The 18164-nt window shown below is 71.6% G+C and carries 19 protein-coding genes; all 19 read right to left on the bottom strand.

Annotation, left to right across the window (positions count from 1 at the left end):
* Positions 1 to 218: 218 nt before the first annotated feature.
* Positions 219 to 833, bottom strand: coding sequence for a class I SAM-dependent methyltransferase (locus GXY35_05565; protein ID NLW94044.1), 615 nt, complete (start codon positions 831 to 833; stop codon positions 219 to 221).
* Positions 830 to 2308 carry a DUF2851 family protein gene (locus GXY35_05560; GenBank protein NLW94043.1) on the bottom strand — a complete coding sequence of 493 codons (1479 nt, stop codon included), beginning with the start codon at positions 2306 to 2308 and terminating at the stop codon, positions 830 to 832. The genes GXY35_05565 and GXY35_05560 overlap by 4 nt, the downstream gene beginning before the upstream one ends.
* Entirely contained in the window at positions 2295 to 3116 is an 822-nt protein-coding gene (locus tag GXY35_05555; GenBank protein NLW94042.1) for a class I SAM-dependent methyltransferase, read from the bottom strand. Before GXY35_05555 ends, GXY35_05560 begins: the two co-directional genes overlap by 14 nt.
* 37 nt (positions 3117 to 3153) lie before the next feature.
* The gene (locus GXY35_05550) at positions 3154 to 3720 is read right to left on the bottom strand and encodes an aminodeoxychorismate/anthranilate synthase component II (protein ID NLW94041.1); all 567 of its coding nucleotides are present in this window, start codon (positions 3718 to 3720) and stop codon (positions 3154 to 3156) included.
* 7 nt (positions 3721 to 3727) lie between these two features.
* Positions 3728 to 5203, bottom strand: coding sequence for an anthranilate synthase component I (gene trpE, locus GXY35_05545; GenBank protein NLW94040.1), 1476 nt, complete (start codon positions 5201 to 5203; stop codon positions 3728 to 3730).
* A gap of 76 nt (positions 5204 to 5279) precedes the next feature.
* Positions 5280 to 5660, bottom strand: coding sequence for a phosphoribosyl-AMP cyclohydrolase (gene hisI / locus GXY35_05540; protein ID NLW94039.1), 381 nt, complete (start codon positions 5658 to 5660; stop codon positions 5280 to 5282).
* Entirely contained in the window at positions 5657 to 6412 is a 756-nt protein-coding gene (gene hisF / locus GXY35_05535) for an imidazole glycerol phosphate synthase subunit HisF (protein ID NLW94038.1), read from the bottom strand. The genes hisI and hisF overlap by 4 nt, the downstream gene beginning before the upstream one ends.
* Positions 6412 to 7164 carry a 1-(5-phosphoribosyl)-5-[(5-phosphoribosylamino)methylideneamino]imidazole-4-carboxamide isomerase gene (hisA, locus tag GXY35_05530; GenBank protein NLW94037.1) on the bottom strand — a complete coding sequence of 251 codons (753 nt, stop codon included), beginning with the start codon at positions 7162 to 7164 and terminating at the stop codon, positions 6412 to 6414. The genes hisF and hisA overlap by 1 nt, the downstream gene beginning before the upstream one ends.
* Positions 7161 to 7853 carry an imidazole glycerol phosphate synthase subunit HisH gene (hisH, locus tag GXY35_05525; protein ID NLW94036.1) on the bottom strand — a complete coding sequence of 231 codons (693 nt, stop codon included), beginning with the start codon at positions 7851 to 7853 and terminating at the stop codon, positions 7161 to 7163. Before hisH ends, hisA begins: the two co-directional genes overlap by 4 nt.
* 46 nt (positions 7854 to 7899) lie before the next feature.
* A complete protein-coding gene (gene hisB / locus GXY35_05520; protein NLW94035.1) occupies positions 7900 to 8490 on the bottom strand; it encodes an imidazoleglycerol-phosphate dehydratase HisB in 591 nt (196 codons plus the stop codon).
* Entirely contained in the window at positions 8487 to 9566 is a 1080-nt protein-coding gene (gene hisC / locus GXY35_05515; protein ID NLW94034.1) for a histidinol-phosphate transaminase, read from the bottom strand. Before hisC ends, hisB begins: the two co-directional genes overlap by 4 nt.
* Before the next feature lie 10 nt (positions 9567 to 9576).
* Positions 9577 to 10821: a histidinol dehydrogenase gene (hisD, locus tag GXY35_05510; protein NLW94033.1), complete on the bottom strand. Its 1245-nt coding sequence runs from the start codon at positions 10819 to 10821 to the stop codon at positions 9577 to 9579.
* A complete protein-coding gene (gene alaS, locus GXY35_05505; GenBank protein NLW94032.1) occupies positions 10818 to 13487 on the bottom strand; it encodes an alanine--tRNA ligase in 2670 nt (889 codons plus the stop codon). Before alaS ends, hisD begins: the two co-directional genes overlap by 4 nt.
* Before the next feature lie 39 nt (positions 13488 to 13526).
* Positions 13527 to 14045, bottom strand: a complete 519-nt coding sequence (locus GXY35_05500) for a hypothetical protein (GenBank protein ID NLW94031.1) — start codon at positions 14043 to 14045, stop codon at positions 13527 to 13529.
* Positions 14042 to 14908: a trypsin-like serine protease gene (locus tag GXY35_05495; GenBank protein ID NLW94030.1), complete on the bottom strand. Its 867-nt coding sequence runs from the start codon at positions 14906 to 14908 to the stop codon at positions 14042 to 14044. Before GXY35_05495 ends, GXY35_05500 begins: the two co-directional genes overlap by 4 nt.
* Complete coding sequence (recA, locus tag GXY35_05490; protein ID NLW94029.1) at positions 14905 to 15933, bottom strand: recombinase RecA; 1029 nt, start codon at positions 15931 to 15933, stop codon at positions 14905 to 14907. Before recA ends, GXY35_05495 begins: the two co-directional genes overlap by 4 nt.
* Positions 15934 to 16194: 261 nt before the next feature.
* Positions 16195 to 16758, bottom strand: coding sequence for an RNA 2',3'-cyclic phosphodiesterase (gene thpR, locus GXY35_05485; protein NLW94028.1), 564 nt, complete (start codon positions 16756 to 16758; stop codon positions 16195 to 16197).
* The gene (locus GXY35_05480; GenBank protein NLW94027.1) at positions 16755 to 17324 is read right to left on the bottom strand and encodes a CinA family protein; all 570 of its coding nucleotides are present in this window, start codon (positions 17322 to 17324) and stop codon (positions 16755 to 16757) included. The genes thpR and GXY35_05480 overlap by 4 nt, the downstream gene beginning before the upstream one ends.
* Positions 17325 to 17503: 179 nt before the next feature.
* Positions 17504 to 17848 (bottom strand): histidine triad nucleotide-binding protein, encoded by a 345-nt coding sequence (locus tag GXY35_05475; protein ID NLW94026.1) that lies wholly within the window; start codon positions 17846 to 17848, stop codon positions 17504 to 17506.
* Between the last annotated feature and the right edge of the window lie 316 nt (positions 17849 to 18164).

Here is an 18164-nt window from a genome sequence, read left to right as displayed (position 1 = left end):
ACTTCCAGGGACGAGCAAACCTCAATTTGGCGCTGTTTACGTATGTCGTGTATAAATCCGGAGAGCTTGTGCCCGGCTATTTGACTAAGCCCTTCGGCGGAAAGCCCACACTTTTTGTTGCATGATCGGCGGGGGGGGGGCCGCAGTCGCCCGGGCGCGGCGACTTCTGGGGGGGGATGCGCCCGCCGCGCCGCCCCATCGCCCCCCGCAGGCGCGCTTCACCCGCCGCGCCGACGCATGAAAACCGACCAGCCGAGCGGGCGGCCCTCCCTCCCCGGGGATTCGTCGAAGCGGAATTCGTGGAGATCGACTATCTCGAAGAGCGAGCCGAGTTCCGCGGTCAGTTCCTCCTCGGTGACGACCGGCGGGCCCGAGACGCAGCGCTCCCTGCTGTTTCCGCAGAGGCACAGATACCGCGTGCCCGTTCGGCTGACCTTCGCGAGCAGGCGCAGGAATGCGTGTGCATCCGCCAGCCGGACGGCGTGGTACGCTCCCCGGTCGAAGAGAAAGTCGTACGTCCCGCCGAGGTCGGGATCGGCCGCCAAATCCGCGATGCGGAAATCCACGGTCAGCCCTCGCCCGGCCGCCGCGCGCCGCGCCGCCTCGACGGCGGTTGCGGAGATATCCGCCGCGGTCACCGCAAACCCCTGCGCCGCGAGGTAGCAGGCGTTCGCGCCCCGCCCGCAGCCCAGCTCGAGGGCGCTTCCGACGGGGACCTTCCCGGACCGGAGCAGTGTGGCCAGCTCCGTGGACGGCCTCCCCGTCTCCCAGGACGGATGCCCTGCCGCGTACCGCCGGTCCCACCGATCTCGCCGTCCGGCGCCCGAGCTCAAGTGAGCCCCGTCATGCGGCGCGCTTCGCCTGCGCCACCCCTCAGCAGGCCCGGCAGGCGGCAGCGGCGGCAGCCGGACCTGTCCTTTACGCAGAGACGCCGGTGCAGGCACAGCAGCCCCTGCTGGGCGGCGAAGCCCCACCGGCGCGGGAACGGCGTTCCGCCTCCGACGAGACGCGCCATCATCGCCTTCACGCACGAGTCCGGCTCGACCGCGGGGAGGGATTCGAAGACGGCCCGGGCGGCCGCGCGCTGGCCTTCGAGATGCAGAAACGGGAGCAGCACGTTGGCGACGATCTTCACGCGGTGCTCCGGCCCGATGGGGGCGCACGGCCGGCGAAGCCGTCTGCCGCCCCAGGCGCAACGCAGGTCCCAGTAGGAACGGGGGGCGCCGTCGAGAAGCCGCGCCAGCCGCCGCTCCAGGGCGCCGGGAACGGCTCCGCGTCCCCGCGGCAGGAGGGTGCGGACGAGGCCCTTCTTCGCGCACCGGGCGAAGAGGACGCCCGCGGCCGCGAGCCGGCGCGGGGGCGCGCTCGCGGGACGCTGGGCGCCGCCGCGCCACACCGCCGGGTCCATCCCCCCGACGCCGCGGGAGGTTTCGATCAGGCGCCATCCGCGTTTCGCCGCCCGCCAGGCGCGTTGCGTCTCGCGGTCCCATGCCGGCGCGGCGGAGGGGGGGATGAGGCCCGCGGCGCCCAGGAGCGCCGTCTCGACCGCCGCGTGTGCGTCGCGCGGCCCCGCGTGTGCGGCGATGCGGCGCAGGGTCCTCCAGGGGAGGAGCCGCGAGAGGCGCCTGAACGCACCCTTGTGCGCGGAGTAGCCGAGCGTTTCGAGGATGAGCAGGTAGAGCGCCTGTTCGCGCCCGTGCCGCCGCGCGAGGCGCCGCGCGCGGGCGATCTTCACGCGCAGACGCTCCTTCCCGGCGAGGCGGAGTAAGACGGCCAGCCGCTCCCCTCCCCCGGCGCCCGCGACCGCCCCGCACCTCCCCCGCGCCCCTCCGGCCCGGTACGGGTAGTCGCGCGGATCGATCAGGCGCGCGGCCTCCTCGGCGGGACGGCGTGTCTGGCCCCGAAGGCACAGCTCCGTCACCGGGTCGCCCAGGTGGTTCCGGCAGCAGTCGCGCCGCCCGTCGTCGAGGAGAAAGACGTGGAGACGCACCCCGCCGAAGGCGGGATCGCGCCGGTGGGCGTGCGCGGCCCAGTCGCGCCTGCGCCGGTGCACCTCGACGTCTCCGCAGACCGTCGCACGGCCGTCCAGTCTGAAGACCCCGCCGAGGAAATCCGGCCCGCGCCCCGTGTTCCAGGCCCCCGGCGAGACGATCTCGATCCTCGCGCCGTCCCGCGTGCGGATGCCGCGCTTGAGGAAGCGGCGCCCGTCGTACCAGAGGCAGCGAAGGTACTTCTCGGGAGGGGACGCGGCGCGATCCGCCGCCTCCCCCGCCGCCCGCGCCCGCCTTTCCGCGCTAACGGCGCGCATCGCCGCCCCCTTCCCGCGGCCGGTCGTTTCGTTCCGCGACGCACACCGCGACGAGGATCGGCCGGCGGTCGACGCCGCCTTCCAGGACCGGGAAATCGCCCGGCGTGCAGTCCCCCGGCCTCTCCCCCCACCGGAGATAGACGTAGGCCGCCCGGAGGCGGTTCAGGAGCACCCCGCGCGGGTCGAGGCGACGCTTGAGCGGGTAGAGGTATCTGTTGAGGGGAGAGCAGTCGAGTTGCGCGTCGCGGGTTCGGTGCTCCTGGCCGAAGAGCGAGATCTCGGGGAAGAACGGTTCCAGGAGCGCCCGCAGCTCCCCGGCGTCGTACTCCCGCAGATGGTAGTCGAGCCAGGTCCCCCGCGGGCTGTAGACGGGCCTGTTCGGCGTCGAGATGACGGCGACGCCCCCGGGGGCGAGGACCCGGAACGTCTCCGAGAGGAAACGGGCCGGGTCCGGGAGGTGCTCGATCACCTCGAAGGCGGTGACCGCGTCGAAGCTGTGGTCGAGGAACGGGAGGGCGAGCGCGTCGCCCGCGACGGGGCGGATCCCCGCCGCCTCGAGGGCCGGCGCGCAGGCGACGAGCGTATCGGCGGAGTAGTCCAGGCCCACGGCGCGCCGCGCCGCGCCGGAGACGAGGGCGAGGCCGTCCCCCGGCCCGCAGCCGATGTCAAGCAGGTCCCCGCCCGCGCAGAAGGGGCGCGCGAACAGGTACCGCGCGCGGGCCGCGTTGACGACCGCGGGGCGCGCCGTCGCGGCGAACGAACGCTCGCCGGAGTCGCGCCGCCGCCATCCGATCCTCCCGCCGTGCATCGTCCCCCTCCGGCGTCCCGCCCGGCGAGGCGGGCGCCTACCTCGCGCGGAGGAAGTTCGCGAGCAGGCGCATCCCCTCCGCGGTGAGAATGGATTCGGGGTGGAACTGGACGCCCCAGACCGCGTGCAGGCGGTGCCTGAGCCCCATGATCTCCCCCTCGGCGGTCTCCGCGGTGACCTCGAGGCAGCCGGGAAGCGTAGCGCGCCTGACGATGAGCGAGTGGTAGCGCGTCGCCTCGAACGGGTTGGGGAGCCCCTCGAAGAGCCCCTTTCCGTCGTGCCGGATCATCGAGGTCTTGCCGTGCATCAGCCGCTCCGCCCGCACGACCTCGCCGCCGAACGCCTCCGCGATGCACTGGTGGCCGAGGCAGACGCCGAGGAGGGGGACCCTGCCCGCGAACGCCGCGACGATCTCCTTCGAGACCCCCGCCTCGCGGGGCGTGCAGGGGCCGGGCGAGATCACGATCCGGTCCGGCTTCAGCGCCTCGGCCTCCGCGACGCTGATCCGGTCGTTCCGATAGACCCGCGGCTCCTCCCCCAGTTCGCCGAAATACTGGACGAGGTTGTAGACGAACGAATCGTAGTTGTCGATCATCAGGAGCATGGCCGCCTCACCGCAATCCCTCCGCCATGGCGATCGCGCGCAGCATCGCGCGGGCCTTGTTCAGCGTCTCCTCGTACTCCCGCGCGGGCACCGAGTCCGCGACGACGCCCCCGCCCGCCTGCACGAACGCCCGCGTCCCCTTGATCAGGATCGTACGGATGGTGATGCAGCAGTCGAGGTTCCCGGTGAAGCTGAAGTACCCCACCGCCCCCGCGTACGGCCCGCGCCGCCGGTTCTCGAGCTCGTCGATGATCTCCATGGCCCGTATCTTCGGGGCCCCCGAGACGGTCCCCGCGGGGAACGAGGCGCGCAGGACGTCGAATGCGGTCGCGCCCTCGCGGAGGCGCCCCCGGATGTCGGAGACGATGTGCATCACGTGCGAGTACCGCTCGACGACCATCAGCTCCTGCGGCTTCACCGTCCCGTAGCGGCACACCCGCCCGATGTCGTTGCGCCCGAGGTCCACGAGCATGATATGCTCGGCGCGCTCCTTCGGATCGGCGAGAAGCTCCCGTTCGAGCGCGAGGTCCTCCCCCTCGTCCCTCCCGCGCGGCCGGGTCCCCGCGATCGGGCGGACCTCCACGAGCCCGTCCTCGCAGCGCACGTGCACCTCGGGGGAGGAGCCGACCACGCAGACGTCCCCGAGCTGGAGGTAGTACATGTACGGCGACGGGTTGATCGAGCGGAGGGCGCGATAGACGTTGAACGGGGGGGCGTGCACCTCGGTCTCGAGGCGCTGGGAGGGGACGACCTGTATCACGTCGCCGGCCCTGATGTACTCCTGCGCCCGGGCGACGATCGCCTCGTACTCCTCCCGCGTGACGTTGGAGCGGAACGACGCCTCGCCTTGTACGGGGGCGATCTCGATCGGCCTCGCGGGGAGCGGATTGCGCATGCGCTCCTCGATGCGCCGGATCGTGCGCACCGCGGTGTCGTACGCCCGCGCCGGGTCGGAGTCCACGCGGGCGTTGGAGACGATCTTGATCGTGTGCCGCACATGGTCGAAGATCAGGATCGTGTCGGTGAACATGAAGAGCAGGTCCGGCAAACCGAGGTCGTCCGGGTTCGTGTCGGGGAGCTTCTCGAAGTAGCGCACGGCGTCGTACGCGGCGTACCCCACCGCCCCGCCGCTGAAGCGGGGGAGGCCGGGGACGGCGACGGGCCGGTACGCCCCGAGCAGCGCGGCGAGATCGTCGAGCGGGTCGGTCGCGCTCTCGAAGGAGCGCCGTCCCGCCTCGTCCTCCACGGTGACCGTCCTCCCCTTCGCCGTGAACACCTTCCCCGGGTTGCACCCGAGGAACGAGTAGCGGCCGATCCGCTCCCCCCCCTCCACGCTCTCGAGCAGGAACGCGTACCTCCCCCGCTCGAGCTTCAGGAAGGCGGAGAGCGGCGTCTCCATATCGGCCATGATCTCCTTGTAGACCGGTATGAGGTTCCCCTCGCGCGATTTCTTGACGAACTCCTTCAGGTCAGGCGTGAACATGTCGGCCTCGCTGCCCTCCCGCCGCGGCGAAGAATCTTCTCCTTCCCCGCGCCCCCCGCGGCACGGGGGGGGCGCTTCACTTGTACACCGTGCCGGGGTCGAAGACCTTCTCCCCCGCCGTCTCGTACCCCCCGTCCTCCTTCAGCCTCCGGTAGAAGCAGGAGCGGTAGCCGGCGTGGCATGCCCCCCCCTTCTGCTCGATCTTCAGGAGCACGGCATCCGCGTCGCAGTCCACGCGCACCTCCTTCACCTTCTGCACGTGGCCGGAGGATTCCCCCTTGAGCCAGAGCTTCCCGCGCGAGCGGCTCCAGAAATGCGCCAGACCCGTTTCGAGCGTTTTGGCGAGCGCCTCCGCGTTCATGAAGGCGACCATCAGCACCTCGCCGGTGCCGGCGTCCTGCATCACCGCGGTCACCAGCCCCTTCTCGTCGAACTTGAGCCCCTGCGGCATCCTCATACCCTCACCTCCACCCCCCGCTGTTTCAGGTACCGTTTCGCCTCCCCGACCGTGTACGTCCCGAAATGGAATATCGAGGCCGCGAGCGCGGCGTCCGCCCGCCCCTCCGTGAGCGCCTCGCGGAGGTGCTCGAGCGTCCCCGCGCCGCCCGAGGCGATCACCGGCACGCCCACCGCCCCCGAGACGCTCCTCGTCAGGGCGAGGTCGTACCCGTCCTCGGTGCCGTCGGCGTCCATGCCGGTCAGGAGGATCTCGCCCGCGCCCCGCGCCGCCCCCTCGACCGCCCACCGGACCGCGTCCTTCCCCGCCGGGGTCCTCCCGCCGTGCGTGTACACCTCCCAGCCGCCCTCCGCGCGCCGCGCGTCGACGGCGAGCACGATGCACTGCGACCCGAACGCCCGCGCGGCCCGGTCGATGAACGACGGGTCGGCGACCGCCGCGGTGTTGAGCGACACCTTGTCGGCCCCGGCGCGGAGGAGGAGGCGGATATCCTCCAGCGTCCGCACGCCGCCCCCGACGGTGAGCGGCATGAAGACCCGGTCCGCGGCGCGGCGCACCGCGTCCACGATCGTCGGCCTCCCCTCGTGCGAGGCGGTGATGTCGAGGAAGACGATCTCGTCCGCCCCGGCCTCGTCGTACGCCTGCGCGGCCTCCGCCGGATCGCCCGCGTCGCGGAGCTTCACGAACCGCACCCCCTTCACCACCCGCCCCTCCTTCACGTCCAGGCAGGGGATGATCCTGCGCGCGAGCATCAGGCGCCGCCTCTCGCGCCCCGTCCGCCCTCCGATGCCGCGGCGATCGCGTCGGCGAGCGTCAGGACGCCGTCGTACAGCGCCGTGCCGACGATCGCGCCGTACAGCCCCCCGCGGCCGATCGCGGCGAGGCGCCGCACGTGCTCGGCGGTTCCCACGCCTCCCGAGGCGATCACGGGGACGCGGGCCGCGGCGTATATCCTCTCAACGGCCGCGAAATCGGGCCCGGACAAGGCGCCGTCCGTGGCGACGTCGGTGTAGATCGCCCCGGCCGCCCCGTCCTTCTCCACCTCCGCGAGCAGGTCCAGCGCCCGCACGCCCGAATCGGTCTTCCACCCCTCCACCGTCACGACGCCGTTCCTCGCGTCGAGCCCCACGAAGATCTTGCCCGGAAACTCGGCGGCGGCGGCCCGGAGGAGGCCCCGATCGCGGATCGCCGCGGTGCCGAGGATGGCGCGGGCGACCCCCAGCCTGAACACCTTCCGGACGGAGTCGATCGAGCGCAGCCCCCCGCCGAACTCCACCGGCAGGGCGGCTTTCTCGACGATCTCCCGCACCGCGCGAAGATTCCGCGGCTCCCCCGCAAACGCCCCGTCCAGGTCGACCACGTGCACCACGCGCGCCCCTTCCGCCTTCCAGCGCAACGCCATCGCCGCCGGGTCGTCTCCGTACACCGTCTCCCGGTCCTCGCGCCCCTGGAAGAGGCGCACGCACCTGCCGTTTCGGATGTCGATCGCGGGGATGACGATCATCGCGCCCCTCCCGGCGCTTCGCGCCCCGCCGCCGCGCGCGCCGAGGCGAACGCGACGAAGTTCCGGATCATGGCGAGCCCGACGCGCTGGCTCTTCTCCGGGTGGAACTGCGTCGCCATGAGATTGCCGTTCCATATCGCCGACGCGAACGGCACCCCGTACTCCGTCACCGCCGCCGTCACCGCTTCATCCTCCGGCTCCGGGTAGAACGAGTGGACGAAGTAGACGTACGCCCCGTCTTCGATCCCGCGGAAGAGCGGACAGCACCCCGCCCCGGCGGTCTCCCCTCCCCCCCGCCCGGCGAGGCGTATCGTGTTCCAGCCCATGTGCGGGACCTTGAGGGATCCGGCGAATTTGCGGACTTTCCCCGGGATGATCCCGAGGCCCGGCGTCCCGGGCGCCTCCTCGCTCGAGGAGAAGAGGATCTGGAGGCCGAGGCAGATGCCGAGGTAGGGCCTGCCGGAGCCGATGCACGCCGCGATCGCGTCTTTCAGACCGGCGCGGGCGAGGTTCTCGACGCAGTCGCCGAACGAGCCCACGCCGGGGACCACGAGCGCGTCGGCCCGGGCGACCTCCGCCGGATCGCGGGCGAGAGCGGCCTCCCCCCCGCACGCCTCGAACGCCTTCCGGACGCTGTGGAGGTTCCCCATCCCGTAGTCGACGATCGCGATCCTCGATCCGGTATCCATCGGATCCACACGGCATGCCGCTCCGGGCGCCCGGCGTTGCGGACGCCTACAGCGTCCCCTTCGTGGACGGGACGCCGTTCGCCCCGCCCGGCCGCGCCGCGGCCGCCTTGAGCGCCCGCGCCACGCCTTTGAACACCGCCTCGACGATATGGTGCGCGTTCCTGCCGCGCACGAGATCGACGTGCAGCGTCAGTCCCGCATGGTTCACCAGCGCCTGGAAAAACTCCTCGACGAGTTCCGTGTCGAACGAGTCGATCTTCCTCCTCCCGACCTTCACCCGGTACGAGAGGTGCGGCCGGCCGCTGACGTCGAGCGCCGCGGAGACCAGCGCCTCGTCCATCGGGAGGAGGCAGGAGCCGTAGCGCGCGATCCCCTCCTTGCGCCCGAGCGCCTTCCTGATCCCCTCGCCGAGGCAGATGCCGACGTCCTCGACGGTGTGGTGCGCATCGACGCACAGGTCGCCCCTGGCCGAGAGGTCGAGGTCCATCCCCGCGTGCGCGGTCAGCAGCTCCAGCATATGGTCGAGGAACCCGATCCCCGTGCGCACCCGCCCCCTGCCCGCGCCGTCCAGGTCGAGGCGCAGCCGTATCTCCGTCTCCCGCGTCTTCCGCTCGACCGCCGCCTTCCTCGATCTCATCGTCCCCCTCCCCGCCCGCCGCCCTCGCCCGCCCTCCAGCCGATGATCTCCGCGATCTGTTCGAGGAGCCGCTCGATCTCCTCGTCGGTGCCGACGCTGATCCTCACACAGTCCGCCAGGCGCGGGGTGTCGTAGTAGCGCACCAGTATCCGCCGCTTCTTCAGATGCTCGTAGATCTGCCGCGCGGGGTAGGAGGAGATCCGCGCGAGGACGAAGTTCGCCTCCGACGGGAAGACGGTGAAGCCGAGCGCCGCGAGCCGCGCCGCGAGCCGCTTCCGCGTCGCGACGATCCGGCGGACGTTTTCGCGCATCCAGGCGGCGTCCTCGATCGCGGCGAGGCCGCCCGCGATCGCTAGCCGCCCCACGTTGTAGGAGTCCTTGACCTTGTCGAACCCCGCGATGATCTCCCGGTCCGCCAGCGCGTAGCCGACGCGCAGCCCGGCCAGCGAGAACGACTTGGAGAGCGTGCGAAGGATGACGACGTTCCTGCGGCTCTTGAGGAGCCCCGCGGCGTTTGTTCTCGCGAAGTCCGCGTACGCCTCGTCCACGACGAGAACGCCCGAGATCGACCTCGCCACCGCCGCGAGTGTCTCCTCCGGCAGGAGCGTCCCCGAGGGGGAGTTCGGGTTGGCGATGAAGACGAGGCGCGCCTTCGCCGGGACGAGATCGGGGTTGAGGGAGTAGTCGTCGCGGTACGGGACGGCAACGTGGCGGGCCCCCTGGATCTCGCAGAGCGTCCGGTAGAGCGTGTAGGTCGGGTCGGGGGTCGCGACGAGGGCGCCGGCGTCCGCGAAGGTGCGGACGGCGATCGTCAAGAGCTCGTCGGAGCCGTTTCCCACGAGCACCTCCTCCGGCGCCACGCCGCAGTAGGAGGCGATCCGCGCCCGGAGCCGGCTCGCCGTCGGGTCGGGATAGAGCCGCAGCCGCCCGGCCTCGGCGGCGAGCGCCTCGACCACCCGCGGGGAGGGCGGGTACGGGTTCTCGTTGGTGTTGAGCTTGAGGTACCCGCCCTCGGTCGGCTGCTCGCCCGGCGCGTAGCCCCGCATCCCGACGACCGCGTTCCGCATCAGTTTCATCGCCACGCCGTCACTCCGCGTCGTCGCCCCAGCGCATGCGGACCGCCCGCCGATGCGCCTCCAGCCCCTCGATCTCCGCCAGCCGCTCCGCCGCGGCCGCCGCCCGCCGCACCGATCTCCGGTCGTAGCGCACGCAGCTTATCCGGCGCAGGAACGTGTCCACCGACAGGACCTGCGCGAATCGCGCCGTCCTCCCCGTCGGGAGCACGTGGCTCGGTCCCGCGACGTAGTCCCCCAGGGCGGTCGGGGTATGGGGCCCGAGGAAGACCGCCCCCGCGTGCCGCACCTTCTGCAGCACCTTCCGCGGATCGGCGGTGACGATCTCCAGATGCTCGGGCGCCATCAGGTTCGACCGGGCGACGGCGTCGGCGATGCTGCGGCATTTCTTGATCCGGATCCCCGTCGCGCGCCCCCCGGGGAGCGACGCGATCCTCGGGAGCGCCCTGGCCTGGACGCGGAGTTGCTTCCGGACCTGCGCCGCGAGGCGGGCCGAGGGGGTCAGGAGGACCGCCGTGCTCAGCGGGTCGTGCTCGGCCTGCGAGAGCAGGTCCGCCGCGATGAATTTCGCATCCGCGCGGCCGTCGGCGATGACGGCGACCTCGCTCGGCCCCGCCGTCATGTCGATCCCGACCTTGCCGTAGAGCTGGCGCTTGGCCTCGGTCACGTAGACGTTGCCGGGCCCCACGATCAGGTCCACTCGCGGGACGCTCCGGGTGCCGAAGGCGAGCGCGGCGATCGCCTGCGCGCCGCCCGCGCGCACGACGAGGTCCGCCCCCAGCTCGCGGCAGGCGGCGAGAAGGTGCGGATCGACGGAGCCGTCGCGCCGCGGCGGCGTGGCCACGACGATCTCCCGCACCCCGGCGACACGGGCGGGAACGATGGTCATCAGCCCCGTGGAGACCAGCGGCGCGCTGCCCGCGGGGATGTAGACGCCGACCCGATCGACCGGCGCGTAGATCCAGCCGACCTGGGCCCCGTGGATGTTGCGGAACATCTCCGGGCGCGGCATCTGCCGCCGGTGGTAGGCGGCGATGTTGCGGGCGACGCGCTGCACGAGGCGGGCGAACCCCGGCCCCGTCCGGCGCCGCGCCGCGGCGATCTCCTTCCGCTTCACGACGATGGAGCCCGGGCCGATGCGGGCGCGGTCGTACCGGCGCGCCAGGCGGACGAGCGCCCGGTCCCCGCCCCGCCGCACCTGGGCGATGATCCCCGCCACCGCCGATTCGACGGCGTCTGCCCGGTCGTCCCGTTTCATCTGTGCGCCTCCCGCAGCATCCGTTCGACGAGGGCCGGGGCCTTCGCGAGCGCCTCGCCCAGCTTCTCCGGCCGCGGGCCGCCCGCCTGCGCCATCCGCGGGCGCCCCCCCCCGCGGCCCCCGACGATTCCGGCGAGCTCCTTCACGACCGCGCCCGCGTTCAGGCCGCGCGCCACGACGTCGTCGGTCGCCATGCAGACGAGCTGCGCCTTGCCGTCCTGGACGGCGCCCAAGACGACGACGCCGCTCTTGAGCGCCTGGAGCAGGCGGTCCGCCGCGCCCCTGAGGGCGTCCGCCCCGAACCCGTCGAGCGCCGCCGCAACGAGCGGCGCGCCGCCCGCGTCGCGCGCCCTCCCGGCGAGCGCCGCCGCGTCGAAGGCCCCCTTCGCGGGCCCCTCCCGGGAGGCGGCCTTCTTGAGCTGCGCGTGCTCCCTCCGGAGCGTCTCGACCCGTTCCACCACGCTCTCGGCGTCCGTCCTGAACAAGGCGGCGATCTCGCGCACCTGGGCGGCCCTCCGGCGCGCCAGCCGCCACGCCGCCTCCCCGCAGAGCGCCTCGATCCGCCGCACCCCCGCCGCCACCGACGACTCGCCGAGGATCGTGAAGAGGCCGATGTCGCCGGCGGCCCGCACGTGCGTCCCCCCGCAGAGTTCCCTGCTGTAGCCGCCCACGTCGATCACCCGGACCGTGTCGCCGTACCGCTCCCCGAAGATGGCGATGATCCCCCTGGAGCGCGCCTCCTCGAACGGGAGCTCGTACGTCTCCACCGGCGCGTTCTCCCGGATCCGCGCGTTGACGAGCTCCTCGACCCGCTCGACCTCGCGCGGGGTCATTGCGGTGAAGTGCGTGAAATCGAACCGCAGCCTCCCCGCCTCGACCAGGGAGCCGGCCTGCTTCACGTGCTCCCCGAGGACCTGCCGCAGGGCGTTCTGGAGCAGGTGCGTGGCGGTGTGGCAGCGGGCGGTCTCCCCGCGCCTCCCGGCGTCCACCTCGGCCCTGACCTTCGCCCCGCGCCGCATCGTCCCGGCGACGATCTTCGCCCGGTGGACGACGAGGCCCGGGAGCGGGGCGCGCGTCTCCGAGACGAGCGCAGCCCCCTCCCCGCCGCCGATCTTGCCGCGGTCGCCGACCTGCCCCCCCGATTCGGCGTAGAACGGCGTCTCGTCGAGGACGAGCTCCCCCTCCTCCCCCTCGGCGAGCCCCTCGACCTCGGCCCCGTCCCGGACGATCGCCGCGACCGTCGCGTCCGCGGCGGTGAGGCGGTAGCCGCAGAAGCGTGTCGCCGCGAGACGCCGCGCGATCTCCCGGTAGACCGGCGGCACGCCCGCGGCGGGCGCCGCCTTCCACGACGCCCGCGCGCGCTCCTTCTGCTCCTCCATCAGCGTTTCGAACGACTCGGTGTCGATCGAGAGCCCCTGCTCGCGCGCGATCAGCGCCGTCAGATCGGCCGGGAAGCCGTAGGTGTCGTACAGCTTGAAGACCTCCTCGCCCCGTATCCGTTTCTCGCCGCGCTCCGCGACGCGCCGGACGATCTCGGTGAGCAGCTCGAGGCCGTAGGTGAGCGTGGTGCGGAACCGCTCCTCCTCGGAGAGGATGACCCGGCGCACGTGCTCGAGATGCTGCCGGAGTTCGGGGTACGCCCCGCCCATCGTCTCCGCGACGACCGGAACCAGCGCGTGCAAAAACGGCTCCTCGAGGCCGAGCGTGCGCCCGTAGCGGACGGCGCGCCTGAGGATCATCCGCAGCACGTAGCCGCGCCCTTCGTTGGACGGCAGCGCCCCGTCGGCGATGGCGAAGCTGAGGGCGCGCGCGTGGTCGGCGATCGCCCTGAACGCCGTCCCCGAGGAATCGTCGGAACCGTACCGCCGACCCGACGCCTCCTCGACCGCCTTGATGACGGGGACGAACAGGTCGGTCGCGTAGTTCGAGTCCGCCCCCTGCAGCACCGCCACCAGGCGCTCGAAGCCCATCCCGGTGTCGACGTGCCGCTGGGGCAGCTCGTGCAGCGCCCCGGTCCCGTCGCGGTTGTACTGGATGAAGACCAGGTTCCAGATCTCGATGAAACGGCCGCAGCCGCCGTTCACCGCGCAGCGGTGCCCCGGCTCGCCGCCCCGCCGGCAGTGCCGCGGCCCCATGTCGATGTGGATCTCGGAGCAGGGACCGCAGGGCCCCGTCTCCGCCATCTCCCAGAAGTTGTCCTTCTCGCCGAACGGCAGGATGCGCCCCTCCCCGATTTCGGTCTCCGCGGCCCAGATCCGCGCCGCCTCCTCGTCCTTCTCGTAGACGGTCGCCCAGAGCCGCTCCGGGGCGATTTTCCAGTCGCGGGTGAGGAGCCGCCACGCCCACCCGATCGCCTCGCGCTTGTAGTAGTCGCCGAACGACCAGTTCCCCAGCATCTCGAAGAAGGTGTGGTGGTAGGTGTCGACGCCGACGTCCTCGAGGTCGTTGTGCTTCCCGGAGACGCGCATGCACTTCTGCGAGTTGACCGCGCGCGTGTAGTCCCGCGTCCCGACGCCGAGGAAGACGTCCTTGAACTGGTTCATCCCCGCGTTCGTGAAGAGCAGCGTCGGGTCGTCGGCGGGCACGAGCGGCGCGCTCGGCACGTGGCGGTGCCCGAGGGCCTTGAAATAGTCCACGAATTGCAGGCGTATCTCGTTGGCGTTCATCCGTCGTCCCGCGGCCGCGACCATCCGCGGCCCCTTTCCCTACCCGTCCCCGTCCGCCTCGCGCGGCGCCGTCTCCGCGATCACCCTGCGGATGAAGTCGTAGTCGAATCCCCGCCGCAGGAGGGCGCCCTGCACCCGCGCCCTCCATTTCGCCAGGTCGGCTTCCCCGCCGCGGGAGAGCTTCTGGCGCGCGATCGCGCACGCGGCCGGGAACGCCGCATCCGGATCCAGCGCCTCCTCGACCGTCTCCTCGGCGAGGGCGGGGTCGATCCCCTTCTCGCGCAGCTCCCGTTTCAGCACCCAGGCGCTGCGGCACTTGGCCCCGGACCGCGCCTTGATCCAGTCGAGCGCGAATCTGCGGTCGTCCAGGTAGCCGAGCTCCGCAAGGCGCGCCAGGACGCGCCCGGCGACCTCCTCCCCGACGCCCTTCTCCGCCAGGCGCTTCCCGAGCTCCCGCACCGTCCTGCTTCGAAAGCCGAGGAGGCGCAGGGCGATGTCCATCGCCTTCCGGTAGTCGACGACCCCGTCGCCCGCCGGCACCGCCGCCCTTCTCCTCATCGCCGGCGCTTCGTCCTCCCGACGCGGCCGCACTCCCCCCGCAGATCGTCGAGGCGCTCCCGGACAAGATCCGTCGGGATGGCGAACCCCACCCCGGTGGAGGCGCCCGAGGAGGTGACGATCAACGTGTTCAACCCGATCACCCTCCCCGTCATGTCCACCAGCGGTCCCCCGTTGTTGCCGAGGTTGATCGCCGCGTCGGTCTGGATGAGGTCCCGGTAGAAGCGCCCGCGCTCGACCCTGATGTTGCGCTGGAGCCCGCTGATCACCCCGAACGTGACCGACGGCTGCGCGCTCCTGGAGGCGGTCCCGAACGGATTGCCGAACGCCAGCACCGCCTGCCCGACCTGCAGGTCGCCGGAACCGCCCAGCTCCGCGACGGGCAGCCCCCGCGCCTCCAGCCGGATAAGGGCGAGGTCGTGCGCGCGGTCGACGGCGCAGATCTCCGCCCGGACCTGCCTGCCGTCGGAGAGGATCGCCTCGATCTCCTGCGCGCCGCCCACCACGTGCTCGTTCGTCAGCGCGTAGCCCTCGGCGTCGAAGATGACCGCCGACCCGATCCCCTCGCGCTCGGCGATGAAATCCTCCCCTCCCCAGAAAAACTGGAAGAGCGGGTCCCGGAACCGCGCCCTGATCAGCCTCCTCTCGGTCGTGTTGAGCGCCACCACCGCCGGCCCCACCGACTCCACGATCTCCTCGATCGGCTTCTCGGGGAGCGGCTGCGCGTGCGCCGCGCGCGCCGGCGGGGCGCCGGTTTTCGCCCGGCCGCCCGCCCCGCCCGCCGGCTGGTAGAACGCCACCGCCACCACGAGCGCCGCGGCGCAGAGCACCATCAGGGCGAGCGTCAGCACGTACCGCTTCATCTCAGATCGAGTTTCTTCTTGATCGCGTCCGTGATCTCCTTCGCCAGCTTGTGGTTCTCCTTCAGGGTGGTGCGCGCCGCGTCCCGGCCCTGCCCCAGCTTCTCGTTCCCGTAGAGGAACCAGGCCCCCTTCTTCTCCAGGACCCCCTGCTCGACGCCAACGTCCAGGATCGACCCCTCGCGCGAGATCCCCTCGTTGAACAGGATGTCGAACTCGCCGGTGCGGAACGGCGGCGCCATCTTGTTCTTCACCACCTTCACCCTGACGCGGTTGCCGTAGATCTGCCCCTGGCTGTTCTTGTAGCTCTCGATCCTGCGGACGTCGAGGCGCACGGACGAGTAGAACTTCAGCGCCCGGCCGCCGGGGGTGGTCTCGGGGTTGCCGAACATCACGCCGATCTTCTCCCGGAGCTGGTTGATGAAGATGCAGCAGGTCTTGGACTGGTTGATGATCGCGGTCAGCTTCCTGAGCGCCTGGGACATCAGCCGCGCCTGGAGCCCGACGTGCGAGTCGCCCATCTCGCCCTCGATCTCGGCCTTGGGGACGAGCGCCGCGACCGTGTCCACCACGACGATGTCGACGGCGTTGCTCCGGACGAGCATCTCCGCGATGTTCAGCGCCTCCTCGCCGCAGCCGGGTTGCGAGATGAGGAGGTTGTCGAGGTTGAGCCCGAGTTTCTGCGCGTACGAGGCGTCGAACGCGTGCTCGGCGTCGATGAAGGCGGCGGTCCCCCCCGCCCGCTGGGCGTTGGCCGCGATGGTCATGGCGAGGGTGGTCTTGCCGGACGACTCGGGACCGAAGATCTCGATGATCCTCCCGCGCGGCACCCCGCCGATCCCCAGGGCGATGTCCACCGAGAGCGCCCCCGTGGAGATCGACGGGACGCTCACCTTGGCCGCCGCGCTGCCGAGCTTCATGATGGCGCCCTGGCCGAACTGCTTCTCGATCTGCGACAGGGCCACCTCGAGCGACTTGCCCCTTCCCTCGTCCGCCCTCGCTTCCCTGATCTCGCCTTTCTGCGCCATCGCTCCCTCCTCCCCTCGCAGTCCGCCGCGTCCGCCGGTCTCGCAGCACCTCGAAACCGGCGCATTATAACAAAAGGCCCCGATGCCCGTAAGGAATCTTGTCCTCTCCCGCCATACTAGTCGCGAAAATCCGGAAAAGATTACAGGATATTTCGACTTTCTTCGCCGCTCCCGGTCGACGCGGACCTGATCCGGGAGCCGCCGTTCCTGGTGAACGCGGAGACGGACCGGAGGACGGGATCCGGCGGGACGGATGCACGGTCAGCCGTTGAACGGGACCCGGCACAGAACGGTGTGGATCGGCCCGGCGGGGGTGAGCGCGCTCCTGAAGAGGCATGCCTCGGAGGCGCGCGCCCTGGCCGCCGGCTCGTCGTGCAGGGGGGAGAGCGCGGAAACGCAGTCGCCCCCCGCCCGATCCCTTATGCGCCCGATGGTGATGTGGGGGCTGAACGGGCGCTCCTCGGGGGGGAATCCCGCCGCGGAGAGGCGGGCGTTCAGACGATCGGCGAGCGCGGCGAGGGAGCCGCCCGGCTCCTCCACGCCGATCCAGAGCACGCGGGGCCGCCTCGCGTCGGGGAAGGCGCCCACCCCGCGCAGGGTGAAGTCGAACGGGGCGCATCCTGCCGCGGCGCGGGCGAGCGCATCCGCGGCATCCCCCACCCGGCTCTCGTCCGTGTCGCCGATGAACCTCAACGTGAGGTGGACGGTGTCGGGCTTGACCCAGCGCACGGAGGGGAGGAGACGCCGCAGGCGGGATTGGATGCGCCCCAGCGCCCTCTTCCCCACGTCTCCGATCTCGATGGCGACAAACAGGCGCTGCGTCATCCCGCGCGCCTCCGCCCCGGAGGGGCCTTCCGCCTCCCGCCGGCGGGCGTCCGGCCGCCCGCCTTCGCGTGGCGGACGCCGGCTTTTCTGGTCGCCCGCAGGCACTCCCTCAGCAGGCCGAGGGCCGCCTCCGCCGCGCGGGACTTGATCGCGGAGCGGGATCCGTTGAAGAGACGCCTGCGCACGGTCACGCCGCCGCCGTGCGCCACGGCGAGGTAGACGAGGCCGACCGGTTTCGTCTCGCTCCCTCCCGCCGGCCCGGCGATCCCCGTGGCCGCGACGGCCGCGTCCGCGCCGAAGACCCGCCGCGCACCCCGCGCCATCTCCGCGGCGGTCTCGGCGCTCACCGCGCCGTCACGCGCCAGCGTCGTCGCGGCGACGCCGAGGAGGGCGATCTTGACGGCGTTGTGGTAGGCGACCGCTCCGCCGAGGAAATAGGCGGAGCATCCCGGCACCTGCGTGAGCCGATGACAGATCAGCCCCCCGGTGCAGGACTCCGCGACAGCCAGCGTGAGGCCCCTGTCGCGAAGCAGGCGGCCGACGCGCGTCTCGATGCGCTCTGACATCTCTCCCCCGGCCGGGCGCCCGCGCCCCCCGCGAGCCGCCCTCTTCCTCCGTCCATTCCTGCCCCTCTTCCCGAGGCCGTCCGGGCGCGCGCCGCCCCGCCCCCCCCGGACCGGTATCGGTCCGCCTGCGGGCGCCCGCGGGGGCCGTTTCAGTTGCCCTCGATCCTCGCGGACGGTGTTCAGCCCGGCGGCCAGCCGAGCCTTCTCCCGCCGAGGAAATGGACGTGGAGGTGGTCGACCGCCTGGCCCGCGTCGGAGCCCGAGTTCACGACGAGGCGAAAGCCGCGCCGCGAGATCGCACACCGCTCCGCGAGCTGCTTCGAGAAGGCGACGATCCGGCCGACGAGGGGCGCGTCCTCGGCCGCGATCTCCGCCGCGCCGGGGATATGCTTCTTCGGGATAATGAGGAGATGGATCGGCGCCTGGGGCTGGATGTCCTTGAAGACGAGGAACTCGTCGTCCTCGTGGACGATATCGCACGCCAGCTCCTTTCGCGCGATGGCGCAGAACAGGCAGTCGTTCATCGCACCCTCCCTTCGCATGCCGGCCGGTCGATCCATTGTAGAACGAAACGGGCGGAACGGGTACCGCAAAGCGGCCGCGCCCGAGGATTCTTGATGGGAGGCGGTCAGGTGACTACCATACCACTGGCATTTCCTTGGTTATGGTGATTGGGGTATAACACGGGAACTTCGTTATCATGGATGCCGGCGACCGGTTGCATAAGTGGACGTGACGGTGCAAGACAAGGGGGGAAGTTCGGGTAGATATTGGGGTTACTGCGGAGAGCACAAAGTGCTTTGCACTGTCTGTCACCCCCGCGAAAGCGGGGGCCCAGCA

It is taken from the genome of Chlamydiota bacterium, assembly GCA_012729785.1.
Taxonomy (GTDB): domain Bacteria; phylum Auribacterota; class Tritonobacteria; order UBA1439; family UBA1439; genus UBA1439.
This window is presented reverse-complemented; position numbering and strand designations above follow the sequence as displayed.

Bases quoted from the DNA above. Each gene is read 5' to 3' on its own strand.
- trpE (NLW94040.1), bottom strand. From the start codon at position 5,203: ATGTTCACGCCTGACCTGAAGGAGTTCGTCAAGAAATCGCGCGAGGGG.
- GXY35_05475 (NLW94026.1), bottom strand. From the start codon at position 17,848: ATGAACGACTGCCTGTTCTGCGCCATCGCGCGAAAGGAGCTGGCGTGC.
- hisH (NLW94036.1), bottom strand. From the start codon at position 7,853: ATGGATACCGGATCGAGGATCGCGATCGTCGACTACGGGATGGGGAAC.
- GXY35_05495 (NLW94030.1), bottom strand. From the start codon at position 14,908: ATGAAGCGGTACGTGCTGACGCTCGCCCTGATGGTGCTCTGCGCCGCG.
- GXY35_05480 (NLW94027.1), bottom strand. From the start codon at position 17,324: ATGTCAGAGCGCATCGAGACGCGCGTCGGCCGCCTGCTTCGCGACAGG.
- hisA (NLW94037.1), bottom strand. From the start codon at position 7,164: ATGATCGTCATCCCCGCGATCGACATCCGAAACGGCAGGTGCGTGCGC.
- GXY35_05555 (NLW94042.1), bottom strand. From the start codon at position 3,116: ATGCACGGCGGGAGGATCGGATGGCGGCGGCGCGACTCCGGCGAGCGT.
- hisC (NLW94034.1), bottom strand. From the start codon at position 9,566: ATGAAACTGATGCGGAACGCGGTCGTCGGGATGCGGGGCTACGCGCCG.
- hisI (NLW94039.1), bottom strand. From the start codon at position 5,660: ATGAGGATGCCGCAGGGGCTCAAGTTCGACGAGAAGGGGCTGGTGACC.
- hisF (NLW94038.1), bottom strand. From the start codon at position 6,412: ATGCTCGCGCGCAGGATCATCCCCTGCCTGGACGTGAAGGAGGGGCGG.
- GXY35_05550 (NLW94041.1), bottom strand. From the start codon at position 3,720: ATGCTCCTGATGATCGACAACTACGATTCGTTCGTCTACAACCTCGTC.
- recA (NLW94029.1), bottom strand. From the start codon at position 15,933: ATGGCGCAGAAAGGCGAGATCAGGGAAGCGAGGGCGGACGAGGGAAGG.
- GXY35_05500 (NLW94031.1), bottom strand. From the start codon at position 14,045: ATGAGGAGAAGGGCGGCGGTGCCGGCGGGCGACGGGGTCGTCGACTAC.
- hisD (NLW94033.1), bottom strand. From the start codon at position 10,821: ATGAAACGGGACGACCGGGCAGACGCCGTCGAATCGGCGGTGGCGGGG.
- thpR (NLW94028.1), bottom strand. From the start codon at position 16,758: ATGACGCAGCGCCTGTTTGTCGCCATCGAGATCGGAGACGTGGGGAAG.
- hisB (NLW94035.1), bottom strand. From the start codon at position 8,490: ATGAGATCGAGGAAGGCGGCGGTCGAGCGGAAGACGCGGGAGACGGAG.
- alaS (NLW94032.1), bottom strand. From the start codon at position 13,487: ATGAACGCCAACGAGATACGCCTGCAATTCGTGGACTATTTCAAGGCC.
- GXY35_05560 (NLW94043.1), bottom strand. From the start codon at position 2,308: ATGCGCGCCGTTAGCGCGGAAAGGCGGGCGCGGGCGGCGGGGGAGGCG.